Annotated in this window: 10 protein-coding genes; 5 read left to right on the top strand and 5 right to left on the bottom strand. The window is 73.4% G+C overall.

Going from position 1 to position 12,389, the window contains the following annotated elements; all coding sequences use genetic code 11:
- Positions 1 to 4: 4 nt before the first annotated feature.
- Positions 5 to 1,441, bottom strand: a complete 1,437-nt coding sequence (locus ABD333_RS41410) for a 2-hydroxymuconic semialdehyde dehydrogenase (RefSeq protein WP_344548116.1) — start codon at positions 1,439 to 1,441, stop codon at positions 5 to 7.
- An 84-nt stretch (positions 1,442 to 1,525) separates the two neighbouring features.
- Between ABD333_RS41410 and ABD333_RS41405 the strand changes: the two genes are divergently transcribed.
- Positions 1,526 to 2,461, top strand: a complete 936-nt coding sequence (locus ABD333_RS41405) for a LysR substrate-binding domain-containing protein (protein WP_344548115.1) — start codon at positions 1,526 to 1,528, stop codon at positions 2,459 to 2,461.
- Positions 2,462 to 2,470: 9 nt separating this feature from the next.
- Here ABD333_RS41405 and ABD333_RS41400 read toward each other — a convergent pair whose 3' ends face one another.
- Positions 2,471 to 3,337, bottom strand: coding sequence for an alpha/beta hydrolase (locus ABD333_RS41400; protein ID WP_344548114.1), 867 nt, complete (start codon positions 3,335 to 3,337; stop codon positions 2,471 to 2,473).
- A 188-nt stretch (positions 3,338 to 3,525) separates the two neighbouring features.
- Between ABD333_RS41400 and ABD333_RS41395 the strand changes: the two genes are divergently transcribed.
- Entirely contained in the window at positions 3,526 to 4,335 is an 810-nt protein-coding gene (locus tag ABD333_RS41395) for a serine/threonine-protein kinase (RefSeq protein ID WP_344548113.1), read from the top strand.
- 110 nt (positions 4,336 to 4,445) lie between these two features.
- Complete coding sequence (locus tag ABD333_RS41390) at positions 4,446 to 5,996, top strand: MFS transporter (RefSeq protein WP_344548112.1); 1,551 nt, start codon at positions 4,446 to 4,448, stop codon at positions 5,994 to 5,996.
- Here ABD333_RS41390 and ABD333_RS41385 read toward each other — a convergent pair.
- The 3 genes from ABD333_RS41385 to ABD333_RS41375 are packed head-to-tail and all read right to left on the bottom strand — an operon-like array spanning position 5,989 to position 8,931.
- Positions 5,989 to 7,026: a hypothetical protein gene (locus ABD333_RS41385; protein WP_344548111.1), complete on the bottom strand. Its 1,038-nt coding sequence runs from the start codon at positions 7,024 to 7,026 to the stop codon at positions 5,989 to 5,991. The two genes, ABD333_RS41390 and ABD333_RS41385, sit on opposite strands and share 8 nt — an antisense overlap.
- A 43-nt stretch (positions 7,027 to 7,069) precedes the next feature.
- Positions 7,070 to 7,705, bottom strand: a complete 636-nt coding sequence (locus ABD333_RS41380) for a response regulator (protein WP_344548110.1) — start codon at positions 7,703 to 7,705, stop codon at positions 7,070 to 7,072.
- The gene (locus ABD333_RS41375; RefSeq protein ID WP_344548109.1) at positions 7,693 to 8,931 is read right to left on the bottom strand and encodes a sensor histidine kinase; all 1,239 of its coding nucleotides are present in this window, start codon (positions 8,929 to 8,931) and stop codon (positions 7,693 to 7,695) included. The genes ABD333_RS41380 and ABD333_RS41375 overlap by 13 nt, the downstream gene beginning before the upstream one ends.
- 197 nt (positions 8,932 to 9,128) lie before the next feature.
- Between ABD333_RS41375 and ABD333_RS41370 the strand changes: the two genes are divergently transcribed.
- Together ABD333_RS41370 and ABD333_RS41365 are read left to right on the top strand one after the other, a co-directional pair.
- A complete protein-coding gene (locus ABD333_RS41370) occupies positions 9,129 to 9,878 on the top strand; it encodes an ABC transporter ATP-binding protein (protein WP_410557959.1) in 750 nt (249 codons plus the stop codon).
- Positions 9,875 to 12,325: an FtsX-like permease family protein gene (locus ABD333_RS41365; protein WP_344548108.1), complete on the top strand. Its 2,451-nt coding sequence runs from the start codon at positions 9,875 to 9,877 to the stop codon at positions 12,323 to 12,325. Before ABD333_RS41370 ends, ABD333_RS41365 begins: the two co-directional genes overlap by 4 nt.
- Positions 12,326 to 12,389: the final 64 nt, after the last annotated feature.

Below are 12,389 nucleotides of genomic sequence, written 5' to 3'. Positions count from 1 at the left end.
CTCTCTAGATTCGAATGCAGACGTTGACGGGTTCGGAGAAGAAGTCCAGCGAGTACTCGCCGCCCTCACGGCCGATGCCGGAGGCCTTGACCCCGCCGAACGGGGTCCGCAGGTCGCGCAGGTTCCAGCAGTTGACCCACACGATGCCGGTCTCGACGCGCGGCGCCACCCGGTGGGCCCGGGACAGGTCGCGGGTCCACACGGTGGCGGCGAGCCCGTACGGGCTGTCGTTGGCGAGGCGGAGCGCCTCCTCCTCGGAGTCGAACGGGGCGACGTGGCAGACCGGGCCGAAGATCTCCTCGCGGACCGTCCGGGCGGTCGCGGGCAGGCCGGTCAGCACGGTCGGCTCCACGTGGAAGCCGGTGTCGCGCCGGTCGCCGAAGACCGGCACGCCGCCGCCCGCGACGACCGTCGCGCCCTCGTCGCGGGCCAGCCGGTAGTACGAGAGCACCTTGTCCCGGTGGGCGGCCGAGATCATCGGGCCGTAGCCGGTCAGCGTCCGGGCCCGTTCCCCCAGCGCCGCCACGAACGCGTCGAAGACCGGCCGTTCGACGTAGACCCGCTCGGTGCACAGGCAGATCTGGCCGGAGTGGGTGAAGGAGGACCGCGCGGTGCCCGCGACGGCCGCGTCCAGGTCGGCGTCGGCGAAGACGATCGCGGGGTTCTTGCCGCCGAGCTCGAACGACAGCGGCGTCACGTGGTCGGCGGCGGTGCGCATGATCGCGGCGCCGGTGGCCGACTCCCCGGTGAACGCGATCGCGTCGACGCCCGGATGCCCGGTGAGGAACTCCCCTGCCGCCCCGGCGCCGTGCCCGTGGACGAGGTTGAACGCGCCGGCCGGCAGCCCGGCCTCATGGACCACCGAGGCCAGCAGCGTCGCCGTGGAGGGCGTCTCCTCCGACGGCTTGGCGACCACGGCGTTCCCGGCCGCGAGCGCGGGGGCCACCTTCCAGGTCAGCAGGAGCAGCGGGAGGTTCCAGGGCGAGATGATCGCGACGACGCCCAGGGGCCGCCGCACGGTGTAGTTGAGCGCCTGCCCGGTGCCGCCGCTCCAGCCAGGCACGGCCGTCGTGTAGGCCCGTTCGGGCCTGCCGTAGAGCAGGTCGGCGTAGGCCCGGAAGTTGCCGATCGCCCTCGGGACGTCGACGGTGGCGGCGAGCTCGCGGGACTTTCCCGTGTCGGCCGTCTCGGCGTCCACGAACTCCTCGAAGCGCGCCTCGATCCCGTCGGCGATCCGCCGCAGTGCCGCGGCCCGTTCCTCGGCCGTCGCCGCGCCCCAGGCGCCCTCCAGCGCCGCGCGGCCCGCGCGCACCGCCTCGTCGACGACCTCCCGCGTCGCCTCGGGGGCCGTTCCGCACTCGGACCCGTCCACCGGGTCGACGAGCGCGAACTCCTCCCCGTCCGAACGGAACGCGCCGCCGACGTAGTGCTCAGCCTTCATGCCTGCGATGATTCCCCATTCAGCTATGCCGGTCCAATACCGATCAACCATCAAGGCATAACGGGATTGTGATAGTAAGGCGGTATGCGCGCGATCGACCTGCTCAACGGGCGGCTGAAGCTCCGGCACCTCGTGCTGGTCGTCGCCATCGCCGACGAGGGCAGCGTGCTGCGCGCCGCCGAGCACCTGCGGCTGGCCCAGCCGGCCGTCACCCGCAGCCTCCGCGAGGTGGAGCACGTGCTCGGCGTCGACCTGTTCACCCGGGGGCCGCGCGGCATGACCCCGACCCTCTTCGGCGAGGTGTTCGTCGAGCACGCCCGCGCCGTGCTCGCGGAGCTGCGCCGGGCCGGCGAGCGCATCTCGGGCCTGGCCGACGGCGAGGTCGGCACGGTCACCATCGGCACCCTCCTCGCCGGGTCGAACGTCCTGCTGCCCCGGGCGATCGCGGCCCTCAAGAAGGCCCGGCCCGGCATCACGGTGATCGTCCAGGAGGCGACCTTCGACGCCCAGGTCCCCCGGCTGCTGGAGGGAGAGATCGACCTGATCCTCGGCCGCCTCAACCCGATCGGCGACCTGCACGGCCTGCGCCAGCTGACCCTGTACGCCGAGCCGGTGCGCCTGGTGGCCCGCCACGACCATCCCGCCCGGTCCCGGCCGGACCTGACCCTCCGCGACCTTCTGGACTACCCGTGGGTGCTCCCGATCGAGCAGACCGCCCTCCGCCAGGAGCTGGAGCAGCTCTTCCGCGCCGAGGGCCTGGCGCTGCCGTCCAACCTGGTCGAGTGCACCTCGATCCTGACCGTCCGCACCCTCGTCCACGACGCCGGCATGATCGCCGCCCTGCCGGAGCTGGTCGCCCGCACCGACGCCGGGCTGGCGCCCCTGCCGGTCCCACTCGAAGCCGTCCGCCGCCAGGTGGGGGTCACGCTGCCCGACCGGCGACCGCTCACGCCGTCGGCCCGCCTGATGCTCGACCACCTCCGCACCCAGGCCGCCGAGCTCACCGCCCAGACCGGGTGACCCCGGGCGTCAGACCGAGTGAACGAGCCCGAGCAGCTTCCGGCTCACCGACGAGTCCGGGTCACCGAGATCCAGCACCACGTCGAAGTGGTCCCGTCCGGGCACGACCAGCAGCTCGCCGCCCCACCGCTCGTGGAAGAGCCGGGACTGCCGGGCGAAGCCGCTCCCGTCGTTCTCGGCGACCGCGATCACCGCGGGGCACCGCCGGGCACCCGCCACGAGCGCGGGACTCAGCGCCGCCGCCCTCGCCACGTCCAGCCCGAGCCATTCGTTCACGTACACCCGCGTCAGCGGCCGCAGGTCGAACAGCCCGCTGAACGGCATCGCGGCCTTGACCACGTCCACCGGCAGCCCGAACTCCCCCTGCCAGCCGTCCACCATGGTCATCCCGGTCAGATGGCCGCCCGCCGAGCTGCCCGCGACCACGATCCGGTTCGGGTCGAGCCCGTGCTCGCGCCCGTGCCGCCAGATCCAGGCGACCGACGCGCGCACCTGCCGGACGATCTCCTCCAGCGTCGCCGCCGGCGCCAGCGTGTAGTCGGGCACCACGGTCGCGACGCCCTGCTCGTGCAACATCCGTGCCATGAACGCCGAGTCGGCCCGCGACAGGGCCTTCCAGTAGCCACCGTGCACGAAGACCAGCACCGGCCGTGGCCCGTCGTCACCGGTCCCCCACACGTCGAGCCGCTCGCCGCTCGGCTCGTCGTAGAGGATTCCCGGCGACCCGGGCAGACCTTCGACCGCCTTGTCCGAGTCGGCCCGGTACCGGACCATGAGCTCGCCGAAGAGCTCCTCCCCCGCCTTGCGCCGCACGTTGTAGGCGACGTCCAGTTCCTCGTCGCTGAGTTCCCGGCCCGGCCAGTCGTGCAGTCCCATGCCCCGCAGCCTCCCGTCCCGGCCGCGCGCCGGGCAAATACCGTTGCGGCCCGCCGCTATAACGGCCCCGCTATGTGCCCGAGGTGCCGGCGCATCATGTCGGCACCCCCCGCATGTCGAACTCGACAAATAGACATTAATGTCTATATGTAAGCCCTACTGTGCCGTCGTGGGCTAGTTTGCCAGTTGTGGGTGGCGATCTCGGGAGGATGCTGGCCGGGCGGTACCGGCTGCTCGCGCTGCTGGGGCAGGGCGTATCGGGGGCCGTGTGGCGCGCGCACGACGAACGGCGGGGCCGCGAGGTCGCCGTCAAGGAGATCAGGGCGCCGGCGCGGCCCGACGCGGGCTGGCCCGCGCGGCTGGACCGGTCGGCCCGCGCCGCCGCGCGCCTCGCGCATCCCGGCATCGTCACCGTGCACGAACGGATCACCGGCGAGGACGGGCGGCCGTGGATCGTCATGGAGCTGGTGCGCGGATGGTCGCTGGAGGGCCTGCTCCGGACCGGCGGGCCGCTGCCGCCGGAGCGCGTCGCCGACATCGGGCTGCAGCTGCTCGGCGCCCTCACGGCCGCGCACCGGATGGGCGTGCCGCACCGCGGTATCAAGCCCGCCAACGTGATGTTCGACGGCGGCCGGGCGGTGCTGACCGACTTCGGGATGGCGGCCGTCGGGGGCGACCCGCTCCTGAGCCTGCCGGGACCGCTCGTCGGCACGCCCGCGTTCCTGTCCCCGGAGCAGGTCCGGGGCCTGCCCGGCACCGCCGAGTCCGACCTGTGGTCGCTGGGCGCGACGCTGTTCGCCGCGGTGGAGGGCCGTCCGCCGTACGGGGGCGACTGCGCCCGGGCCGTCCACGTCGCCATCGCGACGCTGGGGCCCGCGCGCCCGCTCCGCGCCGGCCCCCTCGAACCCGTGCTCGACGGCCTGCTGCGCCGGAATCCGGCCGAACGGCTGCCGCTCGACGAGGTACGGCGGCTGCTGGTCCGGCGCGCCGTCCGGTGAGGACGGCACGCGCGGGCCCGAAGCGTCACCGCGACAAACTTGCGGCAGAGGCCGACAAACTGGTGGCAAACGGCGGTGCCGCGTGATCCACCCCGGGTAGATGCCGACGCATGGGGGCACCTGGGGGGATCGCGCAGGCCGACGTCGTCCGGAGCATGATCCCGGCCCGGATCGACCGGTTGCCGTGGTCGCCGTTCCACACCCGGATGGTGGTCGCGCTCGGCACCGCCTGGGTCCTGGAGGGGCTGGAGATCACGGTCGCCAGCGCGGTGGCCGCGACCCTGAGCGAGCCCGCGGCGCTGAACATGTCGTCGGCCGAGGTCGGCGCGCTGGCCACCGTCTATCTCGTCGGCGAGGTGGTCGGCGCCCTGTTCTTCGGCAACCTGTCGGACAAGCTGGGCCGCCGCAGGCTCTTCATGGTCACGCTCGCGGTCTACCTGATCGGCAGCGGGCTGACCGCGTTCACGCTGGGCGCCAGCACGCCGTGGATCATCTACATGTACGCCACCCGGTTCATCGCGGGGATGGGCATCGGCGGCGAGTACGCGGCGATGCACTCGGCCATCGACGAGCTCGTCCCGGCCAGGCACCGCGGCCGCGTGGACATCGGGATCAGCGGCACGTACTGGGGCGGCGCGATCCTGGGCACGCTCGGCACGCTGCTGTTCCTCAACGAGCTGCCGACCGACGTCGGCTGGCGGATCGGGTTCCTGCTGGGGCCCGTGCTCGCCGTGGTCATCCTGTTCGTCCGGCGGCACCTGCCCGAGAGCCCGCGCTGGCAGGTGATGCACGGCCGGGAGAGGGAGGCCGAGGAGTCGATCGCCCTGATCGAGCACGAGGTGGAGCGCACCGGCCGCAGGCTGCCGCCGGTCGACCCGTCGAGGGCGCTGGAGATCAGGCCGTCGCCGCACCGCGGTTACCTGACCCTCGTCAAGGTGCTGTTCAGGCAGTACCCGTCGCGGTCGGTGCTGGGCGCCACCCTGATGATCACCCAGTCGTTCCTCTACAACGCGATCTTCTTCACCTACACGCTGGTGCTGACGAAGATCTACGGCGTCCCGTCGGCGGCGGCGCCGTGGTACCTGATCACGTTCGCGGCCGGCAACCTGGCCGGTCCGCTGCTGCTCGGCCCGCTCTTCGACACGGTCGGCCGCCGCAAGATGATCGCCGGCACCTATCTGCTGGCGGGCATGCTGCTGGCGGGGTCGGCCTGGCTCTTCTACGCCGGTGTGCTGAGCGCGTTCACCCAGACGGTGTTGTGGTGCGTCATCTTCTTCTTCGCGTCGGCGGGCGCCAGCTCGGCGTATCTGACGGTGAGCGAGCTGTTCCCCGTCGAGGTCCGGGCACAGGCCATCGCCGTCTTCTTCGCCATCGCCCAGTGCTTCGGCGCCCTGGGGCCGGTGCTGTACGGCGCGCTGATCGGGGACGGCGCGGACAAGTCCCGGCTGGCCGTGGGCTACCTGATCGCCGCCGGCGTCATGGTCGCCGGCGCGCTCGTCGAGCTCGTGCTGGGCGTCGACGCCGAGGGCAGATCGCTGGAGGACGTGACCAGGCCGCTCTCCTCGGTGGAGAAGGCGGGCAAGACCGTCAGCGACACCCCCGGCCTGGCCGGGCAGTCGGTCAAGCCGCCGTCCGCCTCCCGCCGCAAGGACATCACCTGAGCCCGCGCACGAACCGGTCGAGGCCCGGGAGGGTGTCCGGCGTCAGGTCCCGGCGGGTCACCGCCACGACGTCGCCGCGGAACGACCGCACCTCGACGAAGCTCTCCGGAGTCGACTCGATCAGGAGCGGCAGGAGGCGTTCGAGCAGCTCCCTGTTGCCGGTCTTGAACTTCTTCTGGCGCAGCGCCGAACGGCTGAGGCTCTCGAACGTCCCTATGGTGCTCTGCAGTTCGTAGCGCAGGTCGGTCACGGGGAACGGCTCCCGGTCCCAGGTGGTGGAGGCGATCGTCTCCCGCGAACGGCCCTTGACGCGGGCCTCGACGAACGTCTCGGTGTCGGCGTCCGCGATCTCGCAGTCGTGCACGGGGAAGACCTCCCCCATCCGGCCCCCGTGGTCGGGGCCATGGCACAGCGAGGGGGCGCAGAACAGCACATGGCTGAACGGGCCGACCGGAACGTCCAGCGGGACCTTGTGGTGCGACGCCCCGTCGAACGCCAGGTGCCAGCGGGGGATGACGAAGCCGAGGAACGCCGAGACCGCCTCGGCGTCGTAGCCCTGGTCCTTGACGACGAACTGCAGGCCCTTGCGCCCGTCGTCGACCAGGACGAGATACTCACGGAACGGTCCAGGGCCACCCTCGAACGGGAAGTGCTTGACGTAGGCGCCCTCGTGCTTCGGCACGGGCTCGTGCCCGGCCCAGGTGTTCTCCCACGATCCGGCGCGCTTGTTCTCGGCGTGCTCGCGCATCACGTCGAGGAGCTTGGCGTCCGCCGGGTGACCCGGCGCCGGTGCCGCGTCCTCGGACGGCGTGCCGGCGGCGACCTCGACGTACCCCTGCCGCCGCTTCTCGTTGATCTTCCGCTGGAGATGGCGCTCGGCATGCGTCTCGTCGTCCAGGGTCATGCTCGACCCGCGGGTGGCCCCGCCCGCGAGGCCCCACGCCAGGTGGCAGCGAATGCCCTCGCGGCGGATCCGCCAGCGCCGCACCACGTCACCGGTGCGCTTCTCGAAAGTTCGCCATTCCGACATGCCGCCACACCTTTCCACAGGTGGCGGCACCGGAACAGCGTTTTCAGGCGTTCAGGTAGGCCAGCACGGCCAGCACGCGGCGGTGGCCGCTGTCGCTGGGCGGCAGGTCGAGCTTCAGGAAGATGCTGCCGATGTGCTTGCTGACGGACCGCTCGGTGATGACGAGGGTCGCGGCGATGGTGGCGTTGTCGTGGCCCTGGGCCATGAGCGCGAGCACCTCGCGCTCGCGCGGGGTCAGCCCCTGCAGCGGTGAACGGCGTGTCATGAGCTGGGAGACCACCTCCGGGTCGAGTGCGGTGCCGCCCGAGGCGACGCGCTGGAGCGCGTCCAGGAACTCCTCCACGCGGCTGACCCTGTCCTTGAGGAGATAGCCGATGCCTTGGGCGCCGCCCGCCAGCAGCTCGGTCGCGTACGTCTCCTCCACGTACTGGGACAGGACGAGCACCGGCAGGTCGGGCAGCGCCTTGCGGGCCTCGATGGCGGCCCGCAGGCCCTCGTCGCGGAAGCCCGGCGGCAGCCGGACGTCGAGCACCGCCACGTCGGGCCGGTGCTCCATCAGGGCCGGCACGATCTGCGGACCGGTGTCGGCGACCGCGACGACCTCGTGCCCGTCGCCGGTCAGCAGCAGGACCAGCCCCTCGCGCAGCAGCGCGTTGTCCTCCGCGATCACGATGCGCACGGCAGCTCCACCTCGAGTGTCGTTCCCGCGCCGACGGGGCTGTCGACACGGGTGGTGCCGTCCAGCGCGGCGACCCGGCGGCGGATCCCGGCCAGCCCGCTGCCGCGGGCCGGATCCGCGCCGCCCTTCCCATCGTCCCGCACGGTGATCCGCAGCCGGTCACCGTCCCGGCGCAGCCGCACCCGCGCGGCGGCGGCGCCGCTGTGCTTGGCCACGTTGGTCAGGGCCTCGGCGACGACGAAGTAGGCGGCGGCCTCCACCGCCGCCGGGACACGGCCGTCGCCCTCGTCGATGTCCACGGTGACCGGGATGTGCTGCCCGGCGGCGAGGGCGCGGACGGCGCCCGGCAGGCCCCGGTCGGACAGGATCGGCGGGTAGATGCCCCGGATGACGGTGCGCAGCTGGGTGAGGGCGTCCTCGATGCCCTCTCGCGCCTCCAGGAACAGCGTGCGGGCGCCCTGCGGGTCGGCGTCGAAGCGCCGGTCGGCGAGGCCGAGCCGCAGTGCGGCCGAGACCAGCTGGGCCTGCGTGCCGTCGTGCAGGTCGCGTTCGATGCGGCGCAGCTCGGCGCCGTGGGCCTCCAGCGCCTCCGCGCGCGTCTCGGTGAGCTGTTCGACACGTTCGGCGAGGCTGCTCCCGCGGGTCGGCCCGAGCAGCCTGGCGGCGATCCACACCTGCCAGCGGGCGAAGCGGGGCACCAGCAACCACAGGATCAGGACGTTGAGGCCGGCCTGCAGGAACGGCAGGGTCAGCGCCTTGGGCCAGCTGTCCAGGACGACGAACGCCGACTGCGAGCCCTCCGGCGCCGCCCACCACCACAGCGGCAGGGACAGCGAGAACAGGATCGACGGCCACAGCGCGACGGCCATCACCGCCATGAGCAACCCGAGAAGGCCGTGCTGGACCATCCACGCCAGGTCACGCCACGTGGAGGCCGTGCGCAGCAGCGCGAAGCCCTGCTGAAACGAGGTGCCGCGCGGCGGCGCGTAGGGCTCGGGGATCTCGCGGCCCAGCGGCCGGGCCACCCGGCGGCGCTCAGCGCGGGTCAGGGCGCGCAGCGGCCGGGTCGCCTCCGGCAGCCACGGAATCGCGATCACGATGATCGACAGGAACGCCACGAGCGGGAGGACGCAGACGCCCAGCAGCGCGGGCAGCACGGTGCGCAGGCCGCCGGCCAGGAAGGCGGTGGCCTCCCCGCTGCGTCTCAGTGCGCGCCTGCCGATCATCGTCCTCCGTGGCCTTCGTCCGTCCCGCGTCGCAGCTCACGTTAGGCGACCGTGCGGACCACCCGGAATGACCCCCGCTCCCCGGTCCGGGGTGTAGCTGGCTACACCCCCGATTCGGGAGCGTGAGCCCATGTGCGCGGCCCTCGCCCGCACCTACGTTCGTCCAGGTGAGAGCACGTTCGACGGCAAGGAGGATCATGACGACGACGCTGGCGGCGCCAACGCGGGCCGACGAGACGGCCACCTGTGCGGTGCGCATGGAGGCCGTGACCCGGTCGTACGGGGCGGTGACGGCGCTGCGCGGTGTCACCAGGGCCTTCCCGCGCGGCGGTTTCACGGCCGTCATGGGGCCTTCCGGTTCGGGCAAGAGCACGTTCCTGCACTGCGCGTCCGGCCTCGACCGCCCGACCACGGGCTCGGTGCTGATCGGCGGCACCGACATCGGACGGCTCAGCGAGGCCAAGCGGACCCGGTTGCGGCGTGAACGGATCGGGTTCGTGTTCCAGTCGTTCAACCTGATCCCGTCGATGGACGTCGAGCAGAACATCACGCTCCCGCTGCACCTGAGCGGCGCGCGTCCCGACCCGCGGTGGCTCGCCGAGGTGGTGGGGCGCGTCGGGCTCACCGAACGGCTCCGGCACCGGCCGTCCGAGCTCTCGGGCGGGCAGCAGCAGCGGGCGGCCGTCGCGCGGGCCCTCATCACCAGGCCCGAGGTCGTCTTCGCGGACGAGCCCACGGGCGCCCTCGACCCGCGTACGGCGCGCGACGTGCTGGCCCTGCTGCGCGAGGCGGCCGACCAGACCGCGCAGACCGTGGTGCTGGTGACGCACGACCCGATGGCCGCGGCGTGGGCCGACTCCGTGCTCTTCCTGCGCGACGGCCAGATCGTGGACGAGCTCGCCGACCCCACCCCCGCCACCGTGATGTCCCGCTGGGAGATGCCGTGAAACCGCCGAAGGGCGCCCTCGCCGGCGTGTTCGTGGCACTGGTCTTCGCCGCCGCGCTGGTCGGCGCGTGCGGTGTGCTCCTGGAGTCCGCGCTGCGGGCGCACGCGCCGGTGGACCGGTACGAGGCCGCCGCGGCGGTCGTCACCGGCGAGCAGTCGGTCTCGGTCAGGCAGAAGCGGGCCGGGTCCGAGCCGGAGACGCAGATCCGGCCGCTGACCGAGCGCGCCCGCGTCCCGGTCGCCGCCGCCGAGCGCCTGCGCGCCGTGCCGGGCGTGCGGGCCGTCATCGCGGACGTGTCGTTCCCCGTGCTGACCCGCGCGGGTGTGACCGTGACCGGCCAGGGGTGGGACGTGACGGCTCTCGGCCAGTACCGGCTGGCGAGCGGTCGTGCCCCGCAGGCACCGGGCGAGGTGGTGCTCGACACCGCCACCGCCTCCCGCCTGCGGACGGCGGCGGGCGGCGTGGTCGACCTGCAGCTGAACGGCGCTCCCCAGCCGTTCCGCGTCACCGGGCTGGCGACGGCGGGCGGCCCGCCCGGCGCGTTCTTCGAGCCGCGGGCCGCCGCGGCGCTGAGCGGCCACCCGGAACAGGCCGACGCGCTGGCGGTGATCGCCCGAGGGCGGGTCGAGGCCGCCGCGCTGCGCGAGGCCGCCCCGGGCCTGGTGGTGAGGACGGGCGCCGGACGCGGGGACGCGGAGGACCTGGCCGTGGGCGCCGCCCGCCCCGACATGGTCGAGATCTCCGCCTCGTTCGGTGCCCTCGCGGTGATGACGGCGCTGGTGGTGGTCGGCGGCCTGATCGCGCTGTCGGTCCGGGAGCGCGCCCGCGAGTTCGCGTTGCTGCGCGCCGTCGGCGCGACGCCGTGGCAGGTCCGCGGCCGGATCATGCGCGAGACGCTCCGCGTCGCCGTCCCTGCGGGACTGCTCGGCGGGCTGCTCTCGCTGGCGCTGGGCGCGGCCATGCACCGCGCCATGGTGGCCAAGGACGTGCTGCCGGACGGCTTCGGGCTGTCCCTCAGCCTGTTGCCCGTACCCGCCGCGCTGCTGGTCGCCGTGCTGGCCGCGCTCGTCTCGGCGTTCTTCGCCTCGCTCCGCGCGACCCGCATCCGGCCCGTCGAGGCGCTCGGTGAGGCGGCCACCGAACCGGCCTCCCTCCCCCGCTGGCGTGTGATCACGGGAGTCGTCTTCCTCGTGCTGGGCGCGAACGCGCTCGGCGTCGCCACGATGACGAGCGGCTCGACGGCCGGCGCCTCACTCGGCGGACTGGTGATCACGCTGATCGTGGCCACGGCGTTCCTGAGCCCGCTCCTCGCGCGGCACGGCGGCCGCCTGTTCGGCGGGGTCCTGCGCGCCGCGTCACCCGTGGCGGGGCGGCTCGCCGACCTCAACATCGGCGCGGCGGCGCTGCGGCTCGGCTCGGTCATCACGCCGGTCGCGCTGGCGGTCGCGTTCGCCGGGGTGCAGCTCTTCGCGCAGTCGACGTCCGTCCGCGCGACGGAGGTGCAGGCGGCCGAGGGGACGCGCGCGGACCAGGTCGTCGTCCCGGCCGGACCGGGGCTGCCCTCCGGTGTGCTCGATGCCGTCCGGGGCACTCCGGGCGTCCGGGCCGCGACCGCCGTCAAGCGCACCACGGTCGTCATGTCCGTCAGGGAGCTCGCGGAGCGGAACCTGCGCTCGCTTTCCGCGCTGGGCGTCAGCCCAGAGGGCATCGCGCGGACGATGGACCCCGGCGTGACCAAGGGCGACCTCGCCGGCCTCCGCGGCCCCGGGACCGTGGCGCTCAGCGAGAGCGTCACCGAAGGCGTCCGGCCGGGGCAGGAGCAACGGCTCTGGCTCGGGGACGGCACCGAGCTCAGGCTCCGGGTCGTGGCGATCTACAAGCGCGGCCTCGGCTTCGGGGACGTGCTCCTCCCGCGCGCCACGGTCGCCGCGCACACCTCGTCGGACCTGGACGACCACGTCCTCGTGCGAGGCGACGCGGATCTGCGCCCGGCCGTCGCCCGCTACGCCGGGGCCGGGGTCATCACCAAGGACGCCTTCGGCGCCCGGCAGTCCGAGGAGCTCCGGATGCAGGGCTTCCTGAGCCTCGTGGTGGTGCTGGCCATCGTCGGCTTCATCGTCATCGGGCTGGTGACGACGCTGGCGCTGGCGGCCGCCTCCCGGCGCCGCGAGCTCGCCCTGCTCCGCCTGGTGGGCGCGACCCGCCGCCAGGTCCTGCGGATGCTGCGGCTGGAGGCCGCCGTCATGCTCGGCATCGGCCTCGTGACCGGAACGCTGATCGCGGGAATCGCGCTGCTGGCGTTCGCCACCGCGGTCACGGGCCTGCCGCTGCCCGCCGTGCCGCCGCTGACCTTCGCGGCGATCCTCCTGCTCGTGGCCGGTCCCGGCGCCGCCGCGATGCTCCTGCCCGCCCGGCCGATGCTGCGCCGGGCCCCCGCCGTCAACTGAACGTCGACCGGAGGAGAGATCCCCGACGGCACCGCGACCGAACCCGGCGCCCCGTCCCCCGGCC

Source organism: Actinomadura fulvescens (genome assembly GCF_039533225.1).
Taxonomy (GTDB): domain Bacteria; phylum Actinomycetota; class Actinomycetes; order Streptosporangiales; family Streptosporangiaceae; genus Spirillospora; species Spirillospora fulvescens.
This window is presented reverse-complemented; position numbering and strand designations above follow the sequence as displayed.

Coding starts and splice junctions, on each gene's coding strand:
- ABD333_RS41370 (WP_410557959.1), top strand. CDS start 9,129: ATGACGACGACGCTGGCGGCGCCAACGCGGGCCGACGAGACGGCCACC.
- ABD333_RS41390 (WP_344548112.1), top strand. CDS start 4,446: ATGGGGGCACCTGGGGGGATCGCGCAGGCCGACGTCGTCCGGAGCATG.
- ABD333_RS41385 (WP_344548111.1), bottom strand. CDS start 7,026: ATGTCGGAATGGCGAACTTTCGAGAAGCGCACCGGTGACGTGGTGCGG.
- ABD333_RS41405 (WP_344548115.1), top strand. CDS start 1,526: ATGCGCGCGATCGACCTGCTCAACGGGCGGCTGAAGCTCCGGCACCTC.
- ABD333_RS41400 (WP_344548114.1), bottom strand. CDS start 3,337: ATGGGACTGCACGACTGGCCGGGCCGGGAACTCAGCGACGAGGAACTG.
- ABD333_RS41375 (WP_344548109.1), bottom strand. CDS start 8,931: ATGATCGGCAGGCGCGCACTGAGACGCAGCGGGGAGGCCACCGCCTTC.
- ABD333_RS41410 (WP_344548116.1), bottom strand. CDS start 1,441: ATGAAGGCTGAGCACTACGTCGGCGGCGCGTTCCGTTCGGACGGGGAG.